At 66.9% G+C, this 25,669-nt stretch carries 21 protein-coding genes and 1 pseudogene; 11 read left to right on the forward strand and 11 right to left on the reverse strand.

Going from position 1 to position 25,669, the window contains the following annotated elements:
- Positions 1-141: 141 nt before the first annotated feature.
- Positions 142-783, forward strand: coding sequence for a nucleotidyltransferase domain-containing protein (locus tag ACIA03_RS10880; protein WP_396982143.1), 642 nt, complete (start codon positions 142-144; stop codon positions 781-783).
- Positions 780-1,184, forward strand: a complete 405-nt coding sequence (locus ACIA03_RS10885) for a hypothetical protein (RefSeq protein WP_396982145.1) — start codon at positions 780-782, stop codon at positions 1,182-1,184. Before ACIA03_RS10880 ends, ACIA03_RS10885 begins: the two co-directional genes overlap by 4 nt.
- Positions 1,185-1,291: 107 nt before the next feature.
- Here the strand turns inward: ACIA03_RS10885 and ACIA03_RS10890 are convergent, their stop codons facing one another.
- Entirely contained in the window at positions 1,292-1,849 is a 558-nt protein-coding gene (locus ACIA03_RS10890; protein WP_396982147.1) for a hypothetical protein, read from the reverse strand.
- A 330-nt stretch (positions 1,850-2,179) separates the two neighbouring features.
- Between ACIA03_RS10890 and ACIA03_RS10895 the strand changes: the two genes are divergently transcribed.
- Together ACIA03_RS10895 and ACIA03_RS10900 are read left to right on the forward strand one after the other, a co-directional pair.
- Positions 2,180-5,881 (forward strand): hypothetical protein, encoded by a 3,702-nt coding sequence (locus ACIA03_RS10895; RefSeq protein ID WP_396982149.1) that lies wholly within the window; start codon positions 2,180-2,182, stop codon positions 5,879-5,881.
- A gap of 17 nt (positions 5,882-5,898) precedes the next feature.
- Positions 5,899-7,011 carry a hypothetical protein gene (locus tag ACIA03_RS10900; protein WP_396982151.1) on the forward strand — a complete coding sequence of 371 codons (1,113 nt, stop codon included), beginning with the start codon at positions 5,899-5,901 and terminating at the stop codon, positions 7,009-7,011.
- 140 nt (positions 7,012-7,151) lie between these two features.
- On the opposite strand, the gene ACIA03_RS10905 is transcribed toward ACIA03_RS10900, so the two are convergent.
- The 6 genes from ACIA03_RS10905 to ACIA03_RS10930 all read right to left on the reverse strand — a co-directional run bounded on the left by ACIA03_RS10905 (position 7,152) and on the right by ACIA03_RS10930 (position 12,747).
- A complete protein-coding gene (locus ACIA03_RS10905; RefSeq protein WP_396982153.1) occupies positions 7,152-7,874 on the reverse strand; it encodes a TetR/AcrR family transcriptional regulator in 723 nt (240 codons plus the stop codon).
- A gap of 153 nt (positions 7,875-8,027) precedes the next feature.
- The gene (locus ACIA03_RS10910) at positions 8,028-8,921 is read right to left on the reverse strand and encodes a phosphotransferase family protein (protein ID WP_396982155.1); all 894 of its coding nucleotides are present in this window, start codon (positions 8,919-8,921) and stop codon (positions 8,028-8,030) included.
- 18 nt (positions 8,922-8,939) lie between these two features.
- Entirely contained in the window at positions 8,940-10,214 is a 1,275-nt protein-coding gene (locus tag ACIA03_RS10915) for a hypothetical protein (RefSeq protein WP_396982157.1), read from the reverse strand.
- 29 nt (positions 10,215-10,243) lie between these two features.
- Positions 10,244-11,023, reverse strand: coding sequence for a class I SAM-dependent methyltransferase (locus ACIA03_RS10920; protein WP_396982159.1), 780 nt, complete (start codon positions 11,021-11,023; stop codon positions 10,244-10,246).
- The gene (locus tag ACIA03_RS10925) at positions 11,020-12,540 is read right to left on the reverse strand and encodes an asparagine synthase-related protein (RefSeq protein WP_396982161.1); all 1,521 of its coding nucleotides are present in this window, start codon (positions 12,538-12,540) and stop codon (positions 11,020-11,022) included. Before ACIA03_RS10925 ends, ACIA03_RS10920 begins: the two co-directional genes overlap by 4 nt.
- 81 nt (positions 12,541-12,621) lie before the next feature.
- Complete coding sequence (locus tag ACIA03_RS10930; RefSeq protein ID WP_396982163.1) at positions 12,622-12,747, reverse strand: hypothetical protein; 126 nt, start codon at positions 12,745-12,747, stop codon at positions 12,622-12,624.
- 227 nt (positions 12,748-12,974) lie between these two features.
- Between ACIA03_RS10930 and ACIA03_RS10935 the strand changes: the two genes are divergently transcribed.
- Positions 12,975-13,628 carry a YdcF family protein gene (locus ACIA03_RS10935; protein ID WP_396982165.1) on the forward strand — a complete coding sequence of 218 codons (654 nt, stop codon included), beginning with the start codon at positions 12,975-12,977 and terminating at the stop codon, positions 13,626-13,628.
- Positions 13,629-13,685: 57 nt separating this feature from the next.
- On the opposite strand, the gene ACIA03_RS10940 is transcribed toward ACIA03_RS10935, so the two are convergent.
- From ACIA03_RS10940 to ACIA03_RS10955, 4 genes are all read right to left on the reverse strand, one after another.
- Positions 13,686-14,501, reverse strand: coding sequence for a substrate-binding periplasmic protein (locus ACIA03_RS10940; protein WP_396982167.1), 816 nt, complete (start codon positions 14,499-14,501; stop codon positions 13,686-13,688).
- A gap of 136 nt (positions 14,502-14,637) precedes the next feature.
- The gene (locus ACIA03_RS10945; protein ID WP_396982169.1) at positions 14,638-16,788 is read right to left on the reverse strand and encodes an alpha-galactosidase; all 2,151 of its coding nucleotides are present in this window, start codon (positions 16,786-16,788) and stop codon (positions 14,638-14,640) included.
- Complete coding sequence (locus ACIA03_RS10950) at positions 16,785-18,839, reverse strand: beta-galactosidase (protein ID WP_396982171.1); 2,055 nt, start codon at positions 18,837-18,839, stop codon at positions 16,785-16,787. Before ACIA03_RS10950 ends, ACIA03_RS10945 begins: the two co-directional genes overlap by 4 nt.
- Entirely contained in the window at positions 18,836-19,876 is a 1,041-nt protein-coding gene (locus tag ACIA03_RS10955; protein WP_396982173.1) for a LacI family DNA-binding transcriptional regulator, read from the reverse strand. The genes ACIA03_RS10950 and ACIA03_RS10955 overlap by 4 nt, the downstream gene beginning before the upstream one ends.
- 110 nt (positions 19,877-19,986) lie before the next feature.
- On the opposite strand from ACIA03_RS10955, the gene ACIA03_RS10960 reads away from it, so the two are divergent.
- The 6 genes and pseudogenes from ACIA03_RS10960 (at position 19,987) to ACIA03_RS10985 (ending at position 25,658) form a co-directional block, all read left to right on the forward strand.
- The gene (locus ACIA03_RS10960; protein WP_396982175.1) at positions 19,987-20,934 is read left to right on the forward strand and encodes a carbohydrate ABC transporter permease; all 948 of its coding nucleotides are present in this window, start codon (positions 19,987-19,989) and stop codon (positions 20,932-20,934) included.
- The gene (locus tag ACIA03_RS10965; protein ID WP_396982177.1) at positions 20,931-21,803 is read left to right on the forward strand and encodes a carbohydrate ABC transporter permease; all 873 of its coding nucleotides are present in this window, start codon (positions 20,931-20,933) and stop codon (positions 21,801-21,803) included. Before ACIA03_RS10960 ends, ACIA03_RS10965 begins: the two co-directional genes overlap by 4 nt.
- Before the next feature lie 15 nt (positions 21,804-21,818).
- Positions 21,819-23,162, forward strand: coding sequence for an ABC transporter substrate-binding protein (locus tag ACIA03_RS10970; protein WP_396982179.1), 1,344 nt, complete (start codon positions 21,819-21,821; stop codon positions 23,160-23,162).
- Positions 23,163-23,234: 72 nt separating this feature from the next.
- On the forward strand, positions 23,235-24,989 hold the full coding sequence (locus ACIA03_RS10975) for a beta-galactosidase family protein (protein ID WP_396982181.1): 1,755 nt from the start codon (positions 23,235-23,237) through the stop codon (positions 24,987-24,989).
- Positions 24,990-25,020: 31 nt separating this feature from the next.
- Positions 25,021-25,158, forward strand: a pseudogene (locus ACIA03_RS10980) (DUF255 domain-containing protein); the annotation flags it as partial.
- 155 nt (positions 25,159-25,313) lie between these two features.
- Complete coding sequence (locus ACIA03_RS10985; RefSeq protein WP_396982183.1) at positions 25,314-25,658, forward strand: ArsR/SmtB family transcription factor; 345 nt, start codon at positions 25,314-25,316, stop codon at positions 25,656-25,658.
- Positions 25,659-25,669 lie beyond the last annotated feature (11 nt).

Raw genomic sequence — 25,669 nt, forward strand, 5'->3', positions numbered from 1 at the left:
GTCCGGGGTTTCGCGCCCCTCGCGGCAATCAAAAACCTGATCAGCGCCATGTTCTTGGCCTTCTTGGAGGGTCAAGAACATGGCTCGCTCCGTGGCGCACGAAGTTGAATCCCAACTATAGTTGACTCAACCCAACAATAGTTGGAATATGGCGTTGTGGACTTGTCATTCCCGCTCGCGACCATCACACCTACCCTCGATGCGGGGGTGCTGCACGTGCTGGCGGCCACGACCGCAGGATGTTCAGGTGCTGAGGTCCACCGGCGCCTCGGCCACGGCAGTGACGAGGGGGTTCGCAAGGTGCTGGCCCGCCTGGTGGCGCAGGGAGTGGTGCTGGTGGACAGGCCGGCCCGTGACCGGATTTACCGACTGAACCGTGATCACGTAGTGGCGCCCCACATCGAGGCGCTGACCCGGGTCAGGGACGAGATCGTGGGCAGTATTCGCTCAGAGGTGGCCAGCTGGGAGGTCGAGCCGAGTCATGCCGGCCTGTTCGGGTCTTTCGCGAGGGGGGACGCTGGCAGCGACAGCGACATCGACGTGTTGCTCGTGCGCCCGGATTCGCTGGCCGGCTCCGACGAGGACGCATGGCTCGAGCAGCTCGACCGCCTTGACCGCCGTATCCGAGCGTGGACCGGCAATGCCGCGCAGATCGTGGATCTCACCCCTGCCAACTTGGGCCTGATGGCTCGCGAGGCTGATCCTCTGGTCGACTCCTGGCGCGCCGAGGACATTCAGGTTCACGGCGAGCCCCTTCTTGAGTTGCTCCGGAGGCTGCGATGAGCCCCCGCCACTCTGGTCGCATCGTCACCTGCACGGCTGCGGAGTGTCGCTCGCGCCGAGATCAAGCGCGAGCGTTCCTTGAGGTCGCCGAACTCGTCCTGACCGAAGACCGCCGCGAGGCTCACGTCGCAGCCGCGCTGGCCGTCCTGGCTGGCATCGCTGCCACCGATGCCATCTGCGGGCTCAGCCTCGGCAAATGGAGCCGCGGCCAAGACCACAGTCAGGCAGCAGATCTGCTCAGCGAAGTCGCGTTGCGTGACAACACATTGCCAACCAAACTCAGGCGCCTGCTTGCGGATAAGGACGCGGCGCACTATTCCCCGAACCTCATCACGGTCGACAAGGCGAAGAGCATGGTGCGCCAAGCCGCCGCTCTACTGGCCGAGGCTGACACGCGGTAATCCAGCTCACCGCGGGCCGCATGTCGAGGGCTGACCCTGTGACGCTGCCGTTTCGCGGCGGATTGACGCGCGGACGTCGGCGAGGCTAATCGCGGGAGATCCGGTGGTCAGTCCAGCGACTCGTCAAGTTGTTGACGGCGCCGTTCAGTCGCCGGACGCGTGAGCGTCAGAAGGTCGAATCTGGCCAGACCAATCATGACGTCCACCTCATCCATATGGAGCAACGACGCGATCGTGTCGAGTGCCTCGTCGGTGCTCGTTGCCTCGGTCAGCGAGCGCATGACGTCCGGGAGGTTGTCCAAGACCGCCTGCGTGAACTGCAACCGGCTTCGGCGGCGTTTGGCGAACACGCGTGGGTCCTGAGGGTCAGGAGCCCTCAACACCACTTCTGCGGCGTACTGGTCCCCATCTCTGGCCCAACGTCGTTCGATGCGCTCAGCAACCGTCGTCAAGGCAGAGACGACACTTGGCACCTGGTCTGTACGCAGCACTATTGCCTCTCTGTCTGAGGTGCGAAGGTGCAGGTGGGGACCGGGGGTTCCACCGTCGCCGTGGCTGGCGAACCACCCTTCGCAGATCAGGCGCTGGTCCCGGCGGCCTGTCTCAACAGTGACAACTGCCTCGTCGTCAGCCTCATCGCCGTCGCGTGCCTCTGGGGGCGTCATGGTCCGACATTAACAGTGCACTCTCGGCCCCAGGTCTCGGCGATCCGGACCTCGAGGGCGCGCCGACAGGCGGCGGAATGACGCGCTCGCATCGCCGTAGACGCTCATGCGTCAAGCGCTCCGATCAGCCGCCCCAACGAGCACACCTATGGGTGTGGACGCCGTTCCTTCCGAGTGGACATTGAGCCCTCGACTCGAGAGCTCGCACGACGAGCCTGACCGTGTCGGCTTGAATTCCTCAGGATCCCATGATGACTGCCCAGGGCCGCCGGTATGTTTCTTCGTGTAGTGAGGGCTTAGCGGCCATGGTTCGCACGTGGAGGAAACGTAATGGCGTCTGACACCTCCGCTGCGTCCGCAGGTGGGTCAGCTGGAGCGTCCGGAGTCGGCTTTCAGAACCAGGTCTTCGCTTGGGCCGCGAGCTGCCTTGTTGCTGAGGAGCCGCTGCAGATTTCGCTCATTGCTGGGAAGGTGGTCCAGGTTGGCGCGCAGACCGGGCTCGAGGTTGATGACGTCGCTGTCCTCACCGACCTGGGGAGAGGCATGTTTGTTCAGGCCAAGGTCGGAATGGCGCTTGGCACTACCCACGACTCTCCTCTTGCGAAGGCGCTTAGGCAGGCGGTGAAGCTGTACCTCGAGGAGACCGTTCCCGAGGTTGGTACCGGGGGGCGGCCTGTCGATGCTTCACGCGATGCCATCGTCCTGTGTACTGACCACAGCGCTCCCGCGACCGTGCGCAGTGACCTTCGACAGGCTCTTCGGCGAGTTGCTTCACAGCCGCCCGGGACGGTTCTCGGGAAGGAACTGACTGGTCCGCAGAATGCTGCATTAACGGTTGCGCTGGGCCACATTCGGCCGGCCTGGAGCGCTGCGCGTGCCAGCGTGGAGCCGACCGATGAGGAACTGCGTACCTTGTTCAGGGCTCTCCATGTGCTGGTCTTGGACCTGGAAGACGGTCGTCAAGACCAGCAGGCTGCACTCAGCACCCTCCATCGTGGCCTTGCCCAGCCGACCTCGGCATCGCTGGCCTGGAAGGTCCTCGTTGACGAGGGCCAAGCGGCCTCTGTGACGCGCCAGTGGCGCGACCGATCAGCGCTCACACTGGCTTTGGCTCAACACGGCATCTCAACAACCTTGCCGACGAAGCACGCATCGGACATAGAGGTGCTTCGTGAGCGATCGGCAGTGAACCTGCACGCCCTGCAGGAAGAAGCGGTGTTACCGGTCGCCGGCGGGCTGTACATTTCGCGCACCGTCGCCAAGACACTGCGCGAAACGGCGGGGCGTGAGCCCGTGCTCATTGTTGGCGATGCGGGGGCTGGCAAGTCGGCTGTTATCCAGGACCTGGCGTCAGCAAGGCTGGGCGATGAGGAGGTCATCGTCCTTCGTGCGTCTGATGTCGCCGGCACGAACCGACTCGTAACGAATGCACCGCTACAAGAGGTCCTGCGAGCGTGGGCAGGACCGCCCGGCTTGTTCGTGATTGACGGCGTGGACGCCTTGCGTGGCTCCGAGGACCGTGAGTACCTAAGCAGCACCGTGGCCGGTCTGGCCGGTACCCGATGGCAGGTCGTCGCGAGTGCTCGCTCCTTCGACACGCGAAACAGCCAGCCACTCCAACGTGCGTTCGCTGGCGAACCGGTTTCAACGGAAAGAACCATGGTCGACCTGCAGCTTTCTGCTGTTCGGCACCTGCGGGTGGCCGACTTGAGCGACGCCGATCTGGACCAGGTGACCGTGGCACCGATGCCGGTCGCCGAGGTCCTCGCTGAGGCTGCCCCTGACCTGCGAAAGCTCTTGCGCAATCCGTTTAACCTACGGCTGGCGGCAACCCTCGCCGGCCAGATGACCGCCGGCCAGCACGCCGAATTCCTCAGCGTGCGGAGTCGAGTTGAACTGCTAGGCCATTACTGGACGTGGCGCATCCGCAACCAAGACAGGACCGCACGCGACGCACTATTGAAACGCCTGGCGTCCAGCATGCTGACGAACCGCCGATTGCAAACCACCGAGGAAGAGCCGACGGTTCGCGAGACCGACAGTGTGGCGCTCGAGAGCCTCCTCAGCCAGAGCGTGCTTAGCGCTTTGGACGGCCCGATTCCTGGCGTCGGGCGTATCTTGGCTTTCTCGCACAACATCCTTTTCGACTACGCCACCGCAATTTACGTCCTCTATCACCCTCTCGACGCAACAGGTTTGGTGAAGAGTCTCGATGCCGACCCGATTCTCCCGCTGGTTGCTCGCCCGAGCTTTGATCTCCTGGTCGACTTGCTTTGGCAAGCCCGGTCGGCCGGCGGCTTCTGGCCGGTTGCGTTCTCGGTGGCAGGCAGCGAGCACGTGCTCGCGTCGCTCGCGGTCGCTTCGCGCGTCGTGAACCTGGCTCATGACCCAGACGACCTCCTCGAGCTCGCTTCCAACACGCATGGCAGCTCGGGCTCTAGTGACAGCTTGCCTCGGCGGCGGTTCACCCACCAGGTCATCGGCGCGGTCCGTGCCCGCGCGGTGGTCCCGGACCTAACGACCGCGATGTTTCCGCTCGCCACTCTCGCGAAGCAGCTCGCCGAGAACACGGAGGCATCCTTCGAGGATGCAGCGTTGGCGACCGACCTACTGCTTGCGTTGAATTTCCGGGCGCCGGTTTCTGCCAAGGAACCGGATGCGGCAGGCATTGCTGAACGTGCCGCAGCGATTGCGATGCTGCTAGACGCGGCGCTCTCGGACCCGGCGCGCAGGGAGCGGATGGCCGGGCTGCTCGTACGCCAGGCTGTGCCTGTCGTCGGTATCAGCTCTGAGGTGCGCGCCGCGATGCACAGACTTCTCGATTCCGATGCTGCACTCGCTCAGTGGGGCGGGACCGTGCTGACTTGGTTCCCCGAGGCAGTCGCTCCGGCTATGGCACACGACCCTGACCTCGCCCGGAGGCTTGCGGTCATCTCGATGACCTTCGAGGAGACGCGCGACGAAGACGTCGCATTTGGCGGGAGCTCCGTCCTTCGTATGCGTGAGTCACGGAAGCAGCAGTCGCATCACGCTGCGTGGCGACTCGGGGAAGAGTTCCCGAAGATCTGCGCTGGTGACATCGTCACCGCGACCGACATCATCTGCGAGGTCCTGGGAACAGCGGACTCTGCGGACGACCCTGAGATGTGGCCCATGACCGCGTACGGAGTGACGGGTTGGCTCGAACACGGGTACGGCTTCGGGATGGGCTCCCACAGCCAGGACAACGAGCAGAAGATGTTGTCTGCCTTGGCCGACGCCCTCGTGGAACAGAAAGTCGAAGCTGCGCAACCGGTCGTCACCCTGCTAGTCGACAAGGTCCACAACACCGGCGTATGGGCCGCGTTGATGGAGAGTCCGAGGCAGCCCGCGGCATTGTGCCGCGCTCTGTTCCCCGCGTTCGAGTCCGGTAGTTTGCTGACCCATCCCGACACGTTCTCCCAGGCAGCAACTCTGCTGAAGGCCGCCGCAACGGAGGGCACCGTCCCCCACCAGGATCTCGAAGCGGTCGTGGGTGAGGCGCTCGAGTTGGTCGACCGGAACGGCCGCAGCGAGTACGTGAAAGACGTGCTCGTAGGCTGCCTCGATGTTGACGCGATCACAGACGCATCCATTGCCACGCATCGCGCAAGCCTAGGCGAGGAAGCCCCCGACATCCCCGCACCGCCGTCGATGATCGCCCAGGAAATACCGTACTCTCCAATCGACCACCTTCTTGAGAGCGGTGTTGCCCTCGGGCCGCAGGTCGCGACAGTCGCGCGCGACCTGCACACGGCCCTCAACAAACTTAGCGACAACATGGCATCGGACCCCGACACCATTGCCCAGCTCGCCGACATGTTCGCTCTCGCCTATGACGTGTTCGCGGCAGCGGAGACAACTCTCAGCGAACTCCAATACTTGCTGGTTGACGCGGCGAGCCGGTTGGCTCACGCGAAGGACATCACTCCTGAACATATTCACGGCCCACTGGTGATCAAGGTCCTTGCTGAGGCCGCAGGAAGCAACGACGCAGGGACCTTCCTCTCGTGAGCGCTTGGAGCCCCGGAATGCGTGACAAAGCCATCGACGGACTGGGACGTCTTGCGTTCCGAGAAAACTGGCGCTCGTCGCAACATGGCGCCCTCATTGTCGACCTGGTAATGGACGCGATGGCGGACGAGAACCCCGTCGTGCGCATGTCGGCCGCGCGCGCGTTCCGTGCTGTCTACTTCGACAAACCCCCACCTGCGCGCGTCAGCCTTCTCGGCGAACTCCTCCAGGGCGAATCCAACCGAAATGTCCGGAACGAGTACATGCGTCTGCTTGAGTCCGAGGCACATGAGTCGCCTCAGGAGGTCGACAACGTTCTGCGCGGACTCGCGAACGAACCCGAGTCACCGACCGAACCGGACCCGACGGACGACGACGCCCTCGACCTCCCAGTCGAGGTACTGACATTGCTCGCGATGCGCCACCAGACGCCGTTCGCAACCGAAACGGTGCGCGCCTGGGCCACCAATGCGCCGTGGTCAGACGAGGCCCTACGGGCCACGCACTGCGTCCGTGGCTACTTAGGGCCGAACTCGGACCCCGCAGTTCAAGGCCGCGCCTTCGACATGGTGACTAAAGCTGCCGACTCTTCCCTCGGGCACTGGATCACCAAGTTGGAAGAGGTCTCAGGCGCCGAACCGTCGGAATCCGAACAGGACGAGCTCAAGCACAGTGTGATGGTCCTGGACAGCATCGCGAACCAGCTGTACTTCGCCAGCGGCGCGTTCGACCGAATGAATGGCGGTGAAGATGCGACGGCTTCTCGCGCGGCGCAGGAGCGGTTCGCAGACCTGGCAACCCCAGTCCTCATCACCTGCGCCCGCAGCAAAGTCTCAGGCATCGTCCACCAGGTCGTGGAAACGCTCATCTTTCTTGCGCCGCTGGACGAAAAGCGCACTCTTCTCTCGACCATGGAGGCAGTCGCATCCGACGGAAGCTACGCTTACGACCCTCTTTCCAGCGACGTGGTCATCCCATATCTGAAGCGGCTCCTAGCCGAGCATCGCCAGCTCGTCCTGTTCGACGACGAAGGCGTCGCCGCGTTCCGAGCGCTTCTTTCCGCGTTCGCATCTGCCGGCAATGAGTCAGCTCTAGAGCTGGCATTCACATTCTCCGACGTCTTTCGCTAGTTGCACTCGCGTGTGGTTCCTCAGGATGGTCGGGTTCAACGCTCCCTCTTGGCTCTTGGCTCTTGGCTCTCGGATCTCGGATCTCATGTGCGTCGATCTGGGCGGACAGACGCGCTCGCCTGCCTTCGGAAGTCGAGACATCAGACTCGACGTTGGTTCGCGAAAGCGTCGAGTCGGTCTCTAACGACCGACTGAGCGGAGAGAACAGCGTTGGTATCTGCACCACAGAGACTGAGGCAGGAAGCGGCGATCGCACGAGTAACTGTGTTGGTGATGGCGCGGCCACTGGCTCGGACGCTTATCACAGTCTCGACTAGCTGCAGCACTAGTTCGCCAAGGCTGTCGGGATCCAGGGCTTCTGACCTCGACGAATCAAGGACGGCGGTTGCCAGATCGCGGTAAGCGCCGAGCAGATCCCGCCGACCTGCCACGTACTCTGTCGCGACGGGTGAAGCCATGACGTCCGGGACGCGGGCAAGTAGGCCGATGTTGTGGGGTGCTGTTGCGAGGGTGTTGATATCGACAAGTGCCAGCAGGTAGAGGGCGGTCGGTCGTGGGTCGTCGGCGGTCAGGGTGAGGATCTGGTCGACTTGGTCGAGCGTGGGCCGCAGGGTGCGGTCCAACAAGGCGCCGAGGATCTCGTCCTTGCCTGCAAAGTGGTAGTAGAGAGACGCCTGGCGGATGCCGACCTTCTCAGCGATCTCGCGGGTCGAGGTGGCGGCGAAGCCGCGGGTGACGAAGAGTTGTCCGGCGGCGTCGAGGATCTGGTCGCGTGGGCTCAGAGTCGAGGCGATGGTGGTGTGCCGCGGTCGTCCTGCGCCGCGTCGTCCTGCAGAGCCGGAGACAGGGATGGCGAAGGACATGGACGGGCCTCTCATCTGACGGGTGTCGTTGGTGGTCCCAGCCGTGTGGCGCGTTCGGAGAGGCCACACGGCCAGGACCTGCAACCACCATCGCGCGGTGACAGGTGGCCCGGCAGGGCACTCAGTTGGCCGGGTCAGGGCAATCTGCGCTTCTCAGAAGGCAGACCACTTCCAGGGTCGGGGGATCTCTCCTCGTAGGCAGGCGAGTCGGTGGGACACTTCGGCTGCCGCGCCGGGGTCGGTTGCTGCTTTGTCGGCGACGAACGCGGTCCAGCGCAGTTCTTGCAGGTCTGCGAGGGTGCGGAACCAGCGTGCTTCGCGTACGTCGTGGCCGCCGTATGCGGTGACGAAGGCGGTGTAGTCGTCGTTGCTGATCCGGGCGAAGTCTTCGTGGTCGACGGCGAGGGGGATCAGGTCCCAGGCTGGGTGCCCGATTGAGACGTTGTCGAAGTCGAGAAGGATCGGTGAGCCACCATCGGGCACGACCAGGTTGCCCTGCCAGGCGTCGCCGTGCACGACATGTCGGGATTGGAGGACATCGGTGGTTGCCAGGTCCGCGTCCAACACTTTGAGTCGGTCCTGGAGCCAGTCACGGTCGGAGATTGGGAGCGCGCGCGCTGATGTGATGCGCTCGGCGACGTGCTTGACCATGTCGATGTTCGGCATGTCGATGGTGGTCGGCACAGGGAGGTCGTGGAGCTTGCGGAGTACGGCGCCCAGTTCCGCGGGTGTTGCGTGACGGTGTGTTGGGATCGGTGTCCACCAGGTCACGGGTCGCCCGGCGACGGTGACGAGATCCAGCCCGTCGATCGGGAGGTTTGCCTCGATCCCGTTGGCGGCGAGCCAAGAAGCGACCTGGACCTGGCGAGCGGCGCTCTCGGCTGTTCCGAAGCGGCCGACCCGGGCTACGACGTCAGCATTCGGCAGTAGATAGATCGCATTGGAGCCGTCCCTCAACAAACCGGCGTCTCCTGCGTCCACCCCTGCCTGCGACGCGGCGCGCTTCAGTACCTCGAGGTCGTCGCTGGTTGTGCGTGCGGCTGTCATCGAGGCCCTTCCTGCGGGTTATCTGGTGCGGGCGGCGTTGGCTGCTGCGTGGTGGAGTTCTCGCGCTGTGGTCGATCTGGTGGAGCCTGCCGCGGATGCGAGTACGGCCCATTCTTCGCGCATTCGTGATGAGCGCACACTAGGCGACTCGGCGAGAGCGGCCTGCGCAACGATGGTGGCCCGGTCGGTCTCGCCAACGGATACGAGCAGGGTCGAGAGTCGGATTCGGCAGAACGTCAGGGACCGGACATAGGTGGCTTCGCGTAGGGAGACTGCAGCCTCGAGACGGTTCATGGTGTCGTCGACGTCAATTCCGGCTTGTGCGAGAGGGAGTCGTGTTCTCCCGATGGAACCTTGGTGTTCGGCTTCGTCGTAGTAGCCGAGCCACGGCGGGTCCTGGTCCGCGTCTCGTTTGGAGAACCACTCGTCAGAGATCGCGACCTCGGTGCGGGCTTCGGTGAACTGCCCTGTCTTCGTGAGCAGTCGTGCGCGCCAGGCGGAGAGCATCGCCTGTCCTGTGGCGGTGAGGTCGCCGGAGAGTTCCTTGGCGGCGTCCACGATGGCAAGACCGTCCTGAGGACGGCCGAGGTCGATCGTCTTGCGTGCCATGTCCGCCATGACGCTTGCTCGAAGTGAGGTCGAGCGGGCCTCGTCGGCGCACCACAGCGCGAGTTCGTAGCATCGGTCGGCGACCGCGTAGTTGTTCATGTCATAGGCGGAGAATCCGACGACGCCGGCGAGATTGCCGACCGCTTGGAACAGGGCTCGACGCACGTCGATGGGTGCGCGAGCCTGCAGCAGCCCGACGGCCATGCGTAGTTGCGCTGTGGCCATCTCGGCCGCGACTGCTCCGCCGAAGCGGTTCTCCGACGTGGCGATCACGCGGGTGGTCTCTCGGATGAACTCGACCTCAGGCCAACCGACGTTGGCAGGTGTCGTGGGTCCGAGGGCGTCCAGCCAATTGTCGTGTGGGCGGCTGGATGAGGTCTCCGGGGTTTGGGCTGCGGGGGATGGGGCGGCGCGACCTCGGCGGGTGGGTCTGAAGCCGAGTTCGGCGTCTGTCCCGGCACCTAGGACTGCTCGGAGGCCGAGTCGATAGGTCTCACCCGGCCATTGGATCTGTCCGCGCTCGTACCGGCCGATCGTCTCGACGTCGATCGTGGACCTGGTGCCGGTGACGGACCAGATGTGCCTGTTGACCGCCTCGGCCAGTTCGAGCCGTGTCATCGGCTCGCCCGAGCCAGAAGGGGAGGGCATCGATTGCCGCCGCCGACGAAGCAGCTCATTAGCCAATGCTCAACCTCCCGGAATGGTTGTGTGCACTAACGATGGTCGCCGACACCTGGCGCTTGGGCAATGACATAGGCGGTCGGACCCTGCACCGGCTCGCCCCGTCGGTCGTAGTGGTCGAAGGCATCTCGCACTTCGAGTCCGGCGACGGTGAGTGCGGTTTGCAGGTCGCCGACGCCGTGGACGCGGCGCTCAAACGTGTCAGTGAACTCCTTGCCGTCGGGCATTGCCCAGGCCCGGTTCGTGATTGCCATCCGTCGCTTTTTGTCCCAGGCGCTGTCGATGGTGACGGTCGCCTGTCCACCCGGCACCGAGACGACTTGCTGACCGTGGCTGGGGGCGGGAGGCGAGACGAGGGTGTGCACCACGACGAGCGCGCCGGGCGCAGCGTTGGCCGCGAAGGTGGCGCAGGCGGCGTTGAGGTCCTCTTCTGTATGCAGGTAGGCGAGAGTGTTGCCGAGCGAGAGAAGGACGTCGAAGGCGGACTCGGATCGATAGCGCGTGATGTCGCCAACCGCGAAGCGCCCGTGGGGATACGCGGCCTGGGCATACGCGATCAGCCATGGCTGGAGGTCGATGCCGACGTACTCATAGCTCGTCAGAGCAGAGGCGTGGACGCCGGTGCCGCATCCCAGGTCGAGGATGGTGTGAGCGCCGCTGGGTTTGAAGTCGCCGAGCAGAAGGTCCAACAGTGCGGCAAGGGTGCCGACGTCGCCGGCGAAGTGGTCGTGAAGGACCGGATCCCGGTACATGAGGTTGCCCTCCGCTAGGGCTCGAGCCTGTTCTGAGGCGACGGCTGCGCTGGGATTCATTGAAGGCTCCGGAGCCCGAGCTCAACGGTGACGAGGTCAGCGAGGCGCGGATCCGCCTGGCCCGTGCTCTCGTATCGGTCGATGGCATCCACGAGTCCAGCGTGGTTGATCCAGCCCTCTTCTGCCAGCAGCGACTCGGAACGGATCTGCTTCAGGGCAAGGAGTCCGTTCGTCCGCATCCCTCGCTCCATGAGGTCGACGAAGCTCTCCGGCTCACCCGGGTGGGTCACGCGCCTTGTCATGCCAGCGCGGGCAAGCCGCTCGCGGAACATCCTCTTCCCACGCCGATGTGCTGCGGGTAGCTGTTCAGCGAATCGGCCGACCAGCGGATGGGCCAGAGGTGCGATCGGCCAGATGCCCGCATCCAGATATGTCGGGTTGTGGAGCGCAAAAGCGTCGAGCGTGGGGAGCGGGACGACCGAAACCGGTGCCGCATCGGCTTCGAGGTCACCAAGCGTCCCCCACGCCCTCGGGCCGAGCCACGATGGAGGTGGCAGGTGCCCGTACGTGCCCGCAGGGGAGGCGGCGATCCGCTCACCCGGATGCAGGGCGTTGACCTCGTCGCCCCCGAGACCGAGATAGACGACGCCTGCGGAGACAGCATGGACCAGGTCACGCATCGCGTCGAAGGCTTCGCGGTAGTAGGCCGTCGCAGGGCTGTGCGGCTGCTTGCGAATAGCCGGGTCGAACGGTAGGTGATCGCCCGCATGCACGGCCATGTCCGCGGCACCGACATGCGCGGCCAGCGCACGGCGGCGATGGCGCTGCTCTTGGCCGGCACGGCCTGAAACCTCGATCCCGACCGTACGCAGCTCTTGATGGCGCTCAGCTGCGGTCAACAAGACGTTCGCCGAATCGGCGCCGCCTGACAGCTCAACGGCTACTGCCCCGCCAGGATCGGGCAGCCTCTGGACGACGTACGTGAGCACCTTCTCGAACGCCCCGACCGCATCAACATCATCGGCGAGATCACGCGCGGCCAGGACATGCTCCGCGGGATCCGGATAGGCCACCTGTATTCCCGCAGAGGTGATGGTTGCGGTGGCTCGCTCGGTGACGCGGTGAACGCCGTCGAACATCGTGGTGGACGCGTACACGGGGTTGCGGAGGAGCGCCCGGACAACCGAAGGGCCGTTCAAGCTCGAGGAGTCGAACCATGGGCGGAGATCAGCAAGGTTCCACGACCCCACGAAGACGCCGTTGCGGGCAGCGATGTGAAGCGGAGCCGTCCCCATCACGCCTGCGTGAACCACGACTCGGTCCTGAGCGAGTTCGAGGGTGACATGATCGCCTGGCCACTTCCGCATGTTGGCCACGGTCAGCGCCATCCGTGGGCCTTCAGCATCCCGCTCGCGAACCGTGACCAGGCACGTACCGGACGTGCTGATGTCGAGTGCGGACTCCAGCACGGGACTGACCAACGGGCGGATCCAACTCTTTCCACAGACCCAGCCGGCCCCTTCTCGGTGCCAGTCTCGGTGACCGATGTCATCTGCATGAATCTCGAACTTCAACATCAGAGTCTCCCCAGCTCAGATGAAGCCGTGGGGCCGAACCACTCGGCCCGGCCCCACGAGGACTGCGGCGGCTACCTGTGGCTAGTTATTGCAGTAGTCACCGCGCTGGTCAGCGTCGCCATGACCAGGCATCTTGCGAAGCGCCTGATCACGCAGTTCAGGGGTGCCGGCAACGACCGGGCCGGCGAAGAACACATCAACATCCATCAGAGATCACCTCCTCTCGAGTCCATCTCCACCCTCGATCAGGCAGGTCGAACTGCAGGAGGGCATTCAGACGGCCACGTCATGGCAATCTGGCGGAGTGTCGCACTGGGATGGACTTGTGGTGCTCCCGAGTGACGAGGCCACTTGTCGGGTTCGTTGCAGGCTCGGGAGTCGGAGTTCGAGAGTGACCAGGAATTGCTGACGGGTTCGCATGTCAGACTGAGCCGATGCCCTCGACCGCGCTTGACGATGCCCGTGTTCTGTGGGACTTCCATCAGCTTCCCGATGAGCCTCGCCCAACAGATGTGGCAATCGCGCTGGGTAGCCATGACATCGGGGTGGCTGAGCACACCGCGGACTTCTTCCATGCCGATCGATTCCCGCTGATCGTCTTTACCGGGGCGAACGCGCCGACGACGGTGAAGGACTTCCCACGCGGCGAGGCCGTCCACTTCGCCGAGCGTGCCGAGGAGCTGGGAGTGCCCCGCAGCGCGATCCTCGTGGAACCCCGTGCGACCAACACCGGCGAGAACCTGACGTACAGCCGCGACCTCCTCGCCGAGCACGAGATCAGCGTGGCGAGCGCGACCTTGATCAGCCGGCCGTATCAGCAGCGGCGGGCGTACGCGACGGCTCAGAAGCTGTGGCCAGAGCTGGATGTCGTGTGCTCGGCTCGCAGCCAGGAGCTGGGTGCGTACATCGCGTCGATCGGCAGCGAGAAGCGAGTGCTGGACATGCTCGTCGGCGACACCCAGCGCCTATGGGTGTACGCGGAGAAGGGGTTCGCGACGCCGCAGGAAATCGACGACAGGACCTTGGCCGCGTACGAGCGCCTAGTCGCGGCCGGGTACACGAGTCGCCTGGTGGCCGAGTCGGTCTGACATACATACGTGGCGCAACACCGTCGCCGCACGCCATGACGCCGTCGGGCCAGGGGATCAGGCTCCCTTGTCGCCGAACACGTCGGAGAGCGGGTCGGCCTCGAAGTAGGCGGTCTTGATCTTCAGCCACTCGCCGCTGAGGACCATGTCCTTCAGGACCCCGTCGATCTGCTCCTTACGCGCGTCGCCGGAGCGGATCACGAATCCGATCGGGGCGTCGTCGACCGGGTAGACGATCGGCTCTTCCAGGACGATGGGTGCGCTCTTGATGATCGACTGGGCGTACGGAGCTCCATGGAACAGCGCGTCCGCTTCGCCTCGCTCGATCAGCTCGACGGCAGCGTTCACGGTCGGGGCCTTGACGATCTCGACCTCGTGATACTTGTCCCGCAGGTAGGACTCCTGGATGGCGCCGTCGACGACCGCGATCCGCTTCCCGTCGACGTCACGGCGTGTCCGGATGGTCGATCCCTCGGGGGTGAGGAAGGCGACGTACGTCGAGAAGTACGGCGCGCTGAAGTCGAAGTCCCGCTCGAGGTCTGAGGTCCTCGTGACCTGGGCGCCGATCATGTCGATCTTGCCGGCTCGCAGGGCGGGGAAGAGCTCGTTGAAGTCCATCGGCACGAACTCAGGCTCGACGCCCATGCCGTCGGCGACGCTGCGGGCCATCTCGTAGTCGAAGCCCTTGGTCGTGCCCTCGCTCTGGTAGTAGACGGGTTCGGTGCTCTCGACACCGATCCGAAGGGTGCTGCTGCCGACCGCGGCGCTCGCCTTGTCAGTGGCGGTTGGTGTGGGGTCCGAGAAGTGTGCGCCGAAGGCGATGACACCGAGGAGGACCACTGCGCCGGCGACGACCAACTTGATCTGATTCATGTGGGGGGATCCTGTTGCTGGGGACGTTGGCACCGTCAGCCAGACAACCGGACCCGTACGTCACGCGGAGCGTGGCTCGACCAACACGGAGCGAACGCGGGATGAATCCCGGGTGCCGCACCAGCCGGCCCTGGGCTCACGCCACCTCTGCGACCAAGTGCACGATGACCAGGTCGTCGGCCTCCAGCAGGGGTGCGATCACGCCGACCTCGTCGAGCAGTCGGCCGCTCATCACCACACCGCCGTCGTACCACGCGGGTCGCGGGGTGTCCTTGGGAGATACCGCAAGAGGCACCGGCGTCACCCGGTACGCCGTGTCCGGGGTGAGGCCGGGGAACCGGACGCGGCCGGCCGGCTGGCCCAGGGTGAGGTCGAGCGCGGAGAGACGGAACAGCGCCTCCCGCCCGCCGGGGGCGACCACGCCGTCCAGCTGCAGGCCGTCGGGCACGGTGTCCGCCCGGACGACGCGGCCGGAGTGGAGCAGCCCACGGAACCGCTTGTGCAGCGCGATCCAGGCCCGGAGCTCCTCGCGTTCGTCCTCCGGCATGGCTGTGAGGTCCCACTCGATGCCGAGGTGTCCCCAGATGGCGGTGCCGGCGCGGAAGCGCAGGGTGTGCCGGCGTCCGGTGGTGTGGTCGGTGCTCGATCCCACGTGGGTGCCCATCAGCTCGGGCGGGAGGATCAGCCCGGTCCACCGGACCAGACGGTGCCCTTCGTGTGCGTCGATGCAGTCGGAGACCCAGGCCCGGTCGGCCCGCGCGAGGACTCCCAGGTCGAGGCGCCCGCCACCGCCACAGCAGGACTCGATCTCGAGCCCGGGATGCTTGGCCCGGAGTGCATCCATCATGCGGTAGGACGCCAGGGTCTGCAGGTGGACGCCGGGGCTGCGATCCGGGCCGCGACCCGCGCCGGTCAGGGCACGGTTGTGGTCCCACTTGATGTAGGCGATGTCGTAGCGGTCCACCAGCGCCGAGATCTGGCCGAACACGTGGTCCCAGGCGTCCGGGTTGGAGAGGTCGAGGACGTGCTGGTCGCGCGAGCTGATGCCGGGACCGGCGTGGGTGCCGAGGACCCACTCGGGATGTGCCCGGGCCACGTGGGAGTCGAGGCTGACCATCTCGGGTTCGAACCACAGCCCGAACTCCATGCCCAGGCCCTGCACGGTCTTCACCAGCGGGGTGAGACCGTCCGGGAAAACGTCCTCGTCCACGACCCAGTCACCCAGGGAGCTCGTGGCGTCGCGCCGCCCGCTGAACCAGCCGTCGTCGAGGACGTACCGCTCGACGCCCAGCTCGGCAGCACGCTCGGCGAGCTCGACGAGCTTGTCCGTGTCCATGTCGAAGTAGACCGCCTCCCAGGTGTTGAGAAGCACGGGCCGCTCGCGCCGCGGGTGCACGTCCCGCGCCCTCAGGTGCTCGTGGAAGCGGCCGGAGAAGGCGTCGAGCCCGTCGCCCCAGGAGGCGTACAGCCAGGGCGAGGCATAGGTCTCGTCGTGGCCCAGCACCATCTCGCCGGGCATGAGCAGCTCGCCTCCGCGCAGCAGCTTCCAGCCGGTGAAGGAGCTCTCGGCGCAGAGCACCTGGTTGCCGCTCCAGCCGAGGTGGACACCCCACACCCGACCGGCACGGAAACCGAACCCGGACCCGCCGGCACACAGCACGGTCGCCGAGTCGTGGCCGGGACGACCGCCCCAGGCCTCGCGGACGTGCTGTCCCTGGGTGAACGCGTGGCGCTGCGGGGTGCGCTCGTGGGCGTGCCGCCCCGCCATGTCCAGGAGCTCGTCGGCCTCGGCCGGCACCGGCAGGGCCGGCTCGAGCAGGGTCACCTCGTACGGCGTCTCCGCCAGGTTCCGCACGCAGGCACGCAGGCGCAGCAGACCGTTCCCGAACAGCTCGATCTCGGTGGTCACCTCCACGCCGGCCGGCCCGTCCAGCCCCACGCTGGTGAGCCGGGTGCAGTCGGTCGACTCGGTGACCGTGTGGTCCACCGAGTCGAAGGTGAGCGCCCAGGCCTGGCCGGCGCGGCTGCCCAGCAGGCCCGGACGACCGACCCAGCCACTGGTCTGCTGCGGCAGCACGGATGCCCACGAGTGCTGGTAGATCGCCCCGTCGAGGCTCGGCATCTCCAGCGAGCGGAGCAGGTCGGGAAGGTGCTCGACCGCGGTCTCGCCGAGATCCGGTCCCCAGTGCAGGATGCACGGGAGCTCGGTGGAGTCCAGGCGGACCACCAGGCTGGTGTCGCCGCGGCGGAGGTGCGCGCCGCGGGCGGGGCGGCTCGTGCCGGTCATCGGGCGGCGCGGGTGAACACGGCCACCCCGGAGCCCGCGAGCTCGGCGTCGCCGCGCTCGGCACCCGAGGAGAACACCGGCTCGCCCAGCTCGCCCAGCTCGCCGAGGTCGACCACGTCGTCGGTCCGGTTGACCAGGAACCAGTACTCCCTCTCGTCATCCGTGCGGATGGCGAGCTCCACCCGGCCTCGAAGCCCCTCGGGCAGCTCGCTCTCGACCCCGGCCGCCTCCAGCAGCCGGGCGAGCAGCGGCTCGAGACCCTCCGCACCCAACCGGGTGGAGACGTACGTGGCCGAGCCGTGAGCCAGCGCCCGTCGGGTCACCGCCGGGCGGCCGGCCTGCAGACCGGTCTTGTACGTCGCGAGGACCTCCGTGTCGGGAGCCGTCGCGGTGATCCGGTCGGTCCACCGCGTCCCCACACTGCCGTCGTCGAGAACGACCTCGTCCCCGTCCAGGAGCGGACCGAACTCCTCGATGCGGATACCGAGCAGGTCGCGCAGCGCACCCGGGTAGCCGCCCGCCGACACGTGGTTGTTCTCGTCCACGACCCCGGAGAAGTACGTCGTGATCAGGTGACCGCCGCGGTCGACGAACTCCCGCAGCCGATCGGCCGTCGCAGCCGGCATCACGTGCAATACCGGCGCCACGACCACGTCGTACCCGTCGAGCGGCGTGCCGACGGGCAGGACGTCGGCACGGACACCGAGCGCGAGGAACGCGACGTACCAGTCGAGCGCCTCCGCCCGATGGCTCACCGAGGAGCTCGGGTTGGCCTCCAGGTCGAGGGTCCACGACGACTCGATGTCGAAGAGGATCGCGGCCCGGGCCTGCCGGCGCCGCGACCCGACGACGGGGGCGAGCCGCTCGAGGTGCCCGCCCAGACGGACCACCGTCCGATAGACCTCGCTGTCCTCGCCGGCATGGGGCACCATCGCCGAGTGGTACTTCTCCGCGCCGGCCACGGACTGCCGCCACTGGAAGAAGCAGACGGCGTCCGCGCCGTGTGCCACGTGGGTGAGCGAGTCCCGCACCAGCGCGCCCTCCGCCTTGGGCGGGTTGATCGCGCGCCAGTTGACCGCGCTGGTCGAGTGCTCCATCAGGAACCACGGCTCACCCCCGGCGATGCCCCCGGTCAGGTTGGCCGAGAACGACAGCTCGTCGCGGGCGCGGTCGTCGACGAGCGTGTAGTGGTCGTTGGAGACGAAGTCGACCTCGGCCGCCCAGTCGGCGTAGTCGATGCCGTTGAAGTGGTCCATCACCATGAAGTTCGTGGTCACCGGCACGTCGGGGGTCAGCCGGTCGAGGATCTCCCGCTCGGCGCGCAGGTAGTCCTTGAGGGCGTCGGAGGAGAACCTCTTGAAGTCGAGCTGGTGCGTCGGGTTGGGAATGGTGGGCGCCAGCCGCGGCGGCAGCACCTGGCCCCAGTCGCTGTAGCGCTGCGACCAGAACGCGGTGCCCCAGGCGTGGTTGAGGCCGTCGAGGTCGGCGTACCTCTGCGCCAGCCAGGTGCGGAACGCCGCCGCGGCGTCGTCGGAGTAGTCGTAGAGGTTGTGGCAACCGAGCTCGTTGGAGACGTGCCAGGCGGCGAGCGCCGGGTGCTGGGCGTACCGGCTCGCCATCGTCTCGACGACCGCCAGGGCGTGCTGTCGGAACACCGGTGACGTCGGCCGCCAGTGCTGTCGGGCACCCGGCCACATGGTCTCGCCCGTGCGCGTGACGGGAAGGATCTCCGGGTGTCCGGCGCCCAACCAGGGCGGCGGCGAGGCGGTCGCGGTGGCGAGGTCGACGGCGATGCCGTGGGTGTGCAGGAGGTCCATCACCTCGTCGAGCCACGCGAAGTCCCAGGTGTCCGCGGTCGGCTGCAGGCGGGCCCAGGAGAAGATCCCGAGGGAGACGATGTTCACCCCGGCCTGACGCATCAGCCGTACGTCCTCGTCCCACACGTCCCGGTCCCACTGGTCGGGGTTGTAGTCGGCCCCGAAGCCGAGCGGTCCGCGAGCGTTCTCGGTCGTGAGCGACTCAGGCCACCGCACCCACCGGTGGCGGCTCATGCGGTCGTCCCGCGGGGCGAGGCGGTGCTGGCCCGGACCACCAGCCGGGGCGGCACCAGGACCTCCTGGTGCTCGTGCTCGCCGGACTGGATCTGCCGGATCAGGGCATCGACCGCGCCCCGGCCGACCTCGTCGAACGACTGGTGGACGGTGGTCAGCGGCGGCCAGAAGTACGCCGCCTCCTCCATGTCGTCGAAGCCGACGACGCTGACGTCCTCGGGGACCCGGCGACCTCGCTCGTGCAGGGCTCGCAGAAGTCCCAGGGCCATCTGGTCGTTCGCGGTGAACACCGCGGTCACCTCCTCGTTGTCGGCGAGCCGGAGGCCGGCCTCGTAGCCGGCTGCGGTCGACCAGTCGCCCGGCAGCACCGGTGGCACCGTTCGGCCGTGGGCCTCGAGCGTCCCCTGCCACGACGTCCGGCGGCGCCGTGCGGAGTAGGACAGCTCGGGCCCGGCGACGTGCCAGACGGTCTCGTGCCCGAGGTCGAGCAGGTGCTCGGTGGCCAACCGTGCTCCGTGGGCCTGGTCGTTGTCGACGATCGGGTAGTCGTACTGCGCGCTGGAGTCGACCACGACCACCGGAAGTCCCTCCGGGACGACGACGCCGTCGAGCCGGTGGGTCTCGACCAGGATGATGATGCCGTCGACCGCCTGCTCGCCGAGCTGGTCGAAGGCCGCTCGCACGGCGTCCTGGGTGGCGTCCAGCACGGGCAGCAGGTTGATGGCGTACCCGGTCTCGGTGGCGGCGGCCGCGATCGCGTCAAGGGTGTGGGTGGTGCCGACGCTGGAGAGCTCGAACGCGATCACGCCGATGCTCTGGAACCGACCGCTGCGCAGTGCCCGGGCCGCCCGGTTGGGCCGGTAGCCGACCTCGCGCATCGCGGACAGCACCCGCTCCCGGGTGGCCGGGTCGACATAGCGGGCGCCGTTCGCGACCCGCGAGACCGTCTGTCCCGAAACTCCGGCGATGCGGGCGACGTCGGCCTGGGAGGCTCCTCGCCGTGGCGCCGGCCGGCCGGCCGTGCTGTCTTTACCCATGGGCCGAATAATCCTTCCGCCAACCTGTTGACGTCAACATGTGTCGTACGTCACTGTACCTGTTGACGTTAACAGGCCGCCACCGAATGGCGGTGAAAGGAGGCGGGACCGTGTCCCAGGGCGTGACCCAGATGGAGAGCCGCGGGGAGACCCGTGGTGGTGCGCTACCACCCGCGCCCGGTCGTCGGTGGTCGCGCAGCGACACGAAGGGGTGGATCTTCGTCGGCCCGTTCCTGGCGGTCTTCGCGCTGACCTTCCTGGCGCCGATCGGCTATGCGGCCTACCTCAGCCTCTTCCGCACGCAGGCGTTCTTCGGCACCACGGAGTTCGTCGGCCTGGACAACTACGTCGACGTGTTCACCGACGACAAGTTCTGGGACGGCTCGTTGCGCGTCCTGCTGTTCCTGGTCGTACAGGTGCCGATCATGCTCGGTCTCGCGCTCGTGGCCGCGCTGGCCATCGACAGTGCCCGGCTCTACGCCTCGAGCTTCTTCCGGCTCGTGATCTTCCTGCCGTACGCCGTGCCCGGCGTCGTGGCCGTCCTGATGTGGGGCTTCATGTACGGCACCAACTTCGGGCTGGCCGCCGACCTCAACGACCTGTTCGGCACCTCGATCGCGCCGCTCAGCAAGAACTGGATGCTCGCCTCGATCGCCAACATCGTGACCTGGGAGTTCGTGGGCTACAACATGCTGATCTTCTACTCCGCGCTGCGCACCGTGCCCGACGACCTCTACGAGGCGGCCGCGCTCGACGGCGCCGGGGCTCTGCGGACCGTGCTCTCGATCAAGATCCCGGCCCTGCGTGGGGCCATCCTGATCGCCACCATCTTCTCCATCATCGGGACCTTCCAGCTCTTCAACGAGCCGAACATCCTGCGCACGCTGGAACCCAACGTCATCTCGACCTACTACACACCGAACCTCTACGCCTACAACCTGTCCTTCGGCGGGCAGCAGTACAACTACTCGGCGACGGTCGCGATCGTGATGGGCCTGCTGACCGCGGTGATCGCGTACGCCGTCCAGCTCCGCGGTACGCGAGAGGCGATGAAATGACGCGCCGGGTGAGTACGTCGCCGCTGGCGCCGCGACGATCGCCGCTGCTGACCGTGCTGATGGCGCTGTTCCTGATCTACACGCTGGTGCCGCTGGTGTGGCTGATCCTGAGCGCCACCAAGACACAGGCGGACCTGTTCTCGAGCCCGGGGCTGTGGATCGGCGACCACTTCGCGTTCTTCAGCAACGTCCGCGACACGCTGACCTACCGCGACGGCATCTTCCTGCGCTGGCTGGCGAACACCCTTCTCTACGTCGTGGTGGGTGCCGGCGGGGCGACCCTGCTGGCCACCGCGGCCGGCTACGGCCTGGCCAAGTACCGCTTCCCCGGGCGGCGGGCGGTCTTCGCCGTCATCCTCGGCGCGGTCGCCGTGCCCGGCACCGCGCTCGCCGTGCCGACGTTCCTGATGTTCTCGAACATGGGGCTCACCAACACGGTGTGGGCGATCATCATCCCCTCGCTGATCAGCCCGTTCGGCCTGTACCTGATGTGGGTCTACGCCGCGGACGCCGTACCGGACGAGCTGCTCGAGGCGGCGCGCATCGACGGCGCCGGCGAGGTCCGGATCTTCTTCACGGTCGTTCTGCGCCTGCTCGCTCCCGGCATCGTCACGGTGCTGCTGTTCGCCGTGGTCTCGACGTGGAACAACTACTTCCTGCCGCTCATCATGCTGAGCGAGCCGAAGCTCTACCCGCTCACCGTGGGCCTCACCCAGTGGAGCGGTCAGGCGACGGGCGCGAACGCGCAGCCCGTCTACAACCTGGTGGTCACGGGTTCCCTGCTGACCATCGCCCCGCTCGTCATCGCCTTCATCCTCCTCCAGCGGTTCTGGCAGTCCGGCCTGAGCGCGGGAAGCGTCAAACAGTGAAATGAAAGGAACGTCATGTTGATCATCAGTGGGCACAGAGCCCGCCGCCGGATCGCCCTGGTCGCGGCAGCCCTCACGGCCGCCTCCGTGCTCGCCGGCTGCGGCTCGGGCGACGGGGGAGGCAGCGGAAGCGAAGGCTCGGCCGCAGACCTCGACGCCGCCCTCGAGAAGGGGGGCACGATCACCTACTGGACGTGGACCCCGTCCGCCGAGGCCCAGGTGGCGGCCTTCGAGAAGCAGTACCCGAAGGTCAAGGTGAAGCTGGTCAACGCCGGCACCGGCAACGACCACTACACGAAGCTGCAGAACGCGATCAAGGCCGGCTCCGGCGGCCCCGACGTGGCCCAGGTCGAGTACAAGGCCCTGCCGCAGTTCGCACTGCCCGGCGACCTGGTCGACCTCAGCCAGTACGGCTTCGACGAGTTCGAGTCGGACTACACGCCGTCGACGTGGGCCTCGGTGCACGCCGGCGACGGGCTCTACGGGCTGCCGCAGGACTCCGGCCCGATGGCGCTCTTCTACAACCAGCAGGTCTTCGACGAGCACAAGCTCGGGGTGCCGAAGACCTGGGACGAGTACGTCGCGGCCGCCCGGACCATCAAGAAGGAGAACCCGTCGCAGTGCATCACCAACGACAGCGGTGACTCCGGTTTCACCACCAGCATGATCTGGCAGGCCGGTGGCACGCCGTTCCAGGCCGACGGCGAGAAGGTCACGATCGACCTGCAGGACGAGGGCACGAAGAAGTGGACGGGCGTGTGGGACCAGCTCGTCGAGGACGAGCTGGTCTGCACCATCCCCGGCTGGACCGAGGAGTGGTTCAAGGCACTGGGTGACGGGACCATCGCGTCCATCGGTCTCGGTGCCTGGGCGCCCGGTGTGTTCGAGCAGTCCGTGCCCGACGGTGCGGGCAAGTGGCGGGTCGCACCGATGCCGACCTACGACGGGCAGCCGGCGACCGCCGAGAACGGCGGCAGCACCCAGTCGGTGCTGGAGCAGAGCAAGAACCCCGCACTGGCGGCGGCGTTCGTACGCTGGCTCAACCACGACGAGGGCGTCAAGCCGTTCCTGGAGAGCGGTGGCTTCCCGGCCACGGTCGCGGACCTGCAGGACCCGGCGTTCGTCGACAAGAAGGTCGACTACTTCGGTGGCCAGCAGGTCAACCAGGTGCTCACCGACGCGGCCACGCAGGTGGTCGAGGGCTGGCAGTACCTGCCCTACCAGCTCTATGCCGACACGATCTACGGCGACACCGTCGGCAAGTCCTACCAGACCCACTCCGCCCTCGAGGGCGGCCTGACGGCCTGGCAGGAAGCGCTCGTGAAGTACGGCGACGAGCAGGGCTTCAGCGTCAACTGACCCACGACTGACCGACCGACAGCCGCCGCGCTCGCGGAGCGGCGGCTGTCCGTTCTCTCGCGAGAGGTAGGCATGCCCGAGTTCACGATCGGCGAGACCGACTTCCTCCTCGACGGTGAGCCGCTCCGGATCCTCTCCGGCGCGCTCCACTACTTCCGGGTCCACCCCGACCACTGGGAGGACCGGATCGAGAAGGCCAGGCTGATGGGCCTGAACACCATCGAGACGTACGTGCCGTGGAACGCCCACAGCCCCCGCCCGGGTGTCTTCGACACCGACGGCATCCTCGACCTGCCGCGGTTCCTGCGCCTGGTGGGCGAGGCCGGCATGTACGCGATCGTGCGCCCGGGGCCGTTCATCTGTGCGGAGTGGGACAACGGCGGGCTGCCGCCCTGGCTGTTCCGGGAGCCGGGCGTCGGGATCCGCCGCCACGAGCCGCGCTTCCTCGACGAGGTCGAGAAGTACCTCCACCAGGTCCTGGCGCTCGTACGTCCGCACCAGGTCGACCTGGGCGGACCCGTGCTGCTGGTCCAGGTGGAGAACGAGTACGGCGCGTACGGTGACGACCGGGACTACCTGCGGGCACTCGTGGAGACGATCCGTGGAGCCGGCATCGGCGTGCCGCTGGTCACCGTGGACCAGCCCGTCGATGCGATGCTCGCCGCCGGCGGAATCGACGGGGTGCTGCGTACCAGCTCCTTCGGGTCGGACAGCGCGAACCGCTTGCGCACCCTCCGCGACCACCAGCCGACCGGGCCGCTGATGTGCATGGAGTTCTGGGACGGCTGGTTCGACCACTGGGGAGGCCGGCACCACACCACCTCCGTCGAGCAGGCCGCCGGGGAGCTCGATGCCCTCCTCGCCGCAGGAGCCTCGGTCAACGTGTACATGTTTCACGGTGGCACGAACTTCGGCCTGACCAGCGGCGCCAACGACAAGGGGATCTACCGGCCGACGGTGACCTCCTACGACTACGACGCTCCCTTGGACGAGGCCGGGAACCCGACCGCGAAGTACTTCGCGTTCCGCGACGTCATCGCCCGCTACGCCCCGGTGCCGGCCGAGACTCCCGGCGTCGCGGCTCCCGCCCCCGAACAGACGGTGGCGTTGGGCGAGCCGGTCCGGCTGCTCGACGACCTGGCGCCCTGGGGCTCCTGGAGCAGGTGGGCATCGCTCCCGGTGCTGGACGCCCTGGAGACAGACACTCGTCTGGCCGTCTACCGGACCGAGCTGGCGGGCGACCGCCCCGGCGTCCTCACCCTCGGCGAGGTCCGTGACCGGGCCGCGGTCTTCCTCGACGGCGCTCCGGCCGGCATCCTCGAGCGTGAGCACGGTGAGCGGGCCATCGCGCTGCCGCGCGGTCGCGGCGTACTGGAGCTGGTCGTCGAGGACCAGGGCCGGGTCAACTACGGCGCCCGCATCGGTGAGCACAAGGGCTTGGTCGGGCCGGCTCTGCTCGACGGGATGCCGCTCACGGGCTGGGACGTCCTGGCCATCGACCTCGACCGGGTGCCGCGCCTGTGGGAGACCGGCCAGCCCGACAGCCGTGGCTCCGGGGTCGGGCCCACCGCGTGGCGCGCCCTCTTCTCGGCCGAGCCCGACGTCGACCTCTTCCTCGACACCACCGCCTGGGGCAAGGGCATCGCCTGGGTCAACGGGTTCTGCCTGGGGCGCTATTGGCGGCGCGGGCCGCAGCGCACCCTCTTCGTGCCGGGTCCGCTGCTGCGGTCCGGCCGGAACGAGCTCGTCGTGCTGGAGCTGGACGTGCTCGCCGATCCGACGGCCCGGTTCGTCGCCGGGCCGTCCCTGGGGCCGCTCGAAGACTGAGTCCCCGCTTGGGCGTGGGGGATCATGGACCCTGAGCCGACTTGGCGCCGCGACGAGCCCGTATCTCCAGCAGCACAAGGACAGTCCCGTCGACTGGTGGGAGTGGTCGTCCGAGGCGTTCGCCGAAGCGCGCGACCGCATCGTGCCGGTGCTGCTCTCCGTCGGCCATGGCGCCTGCCACTCGAGATCTCAACCGGCGACTCGGCCCCTCGTCGCACCATGGGGCGGTTGTCCGTGCCCGCCAACTCGGCAATTCTTCCCTTGCGGCTGGTCCATGGGATATCGTCGACATGTCAATATCCCTCGACGGATCCGGAGGTCGCTGTGGAGCCACGGGGAGGGCTCGTCTTCGATGCCTTCGCCGACCCGACCCGACGCGAGATCCTGCTCGCGTTGTCGGACGGCGAGCTGGCGGTGGGCGACATCGCCGACCGGATCCAAGGCGTCGGCCGGACGACGGTGTCCAGCCACCTTCGGGTGCTCCGCATGGCGGGCCTGGTGACCGAGCGTCGTGAGGGACGCTTCCGTTTTTACAGCATCGACCCGACACCCGCATCGCAGCTGGTGGGGTTCGTCGCCCAGGTATACCGAGACTCGCTCGACGAGCTGAGGACCGACGCCGGGGTGGCTCCGCGGAGTGCGGAAGGGCGCTCCACCAACACCGGCTGACAGGGGTCGCC

This window comes from Nocardioides sp. NPDC051685, assembly GCF_044453405.1.
GTDB lineage: Bacteria > Actinomycetota > Actinomycetes > Propionibacteriales > Nocardioidaceae > Nocardioides.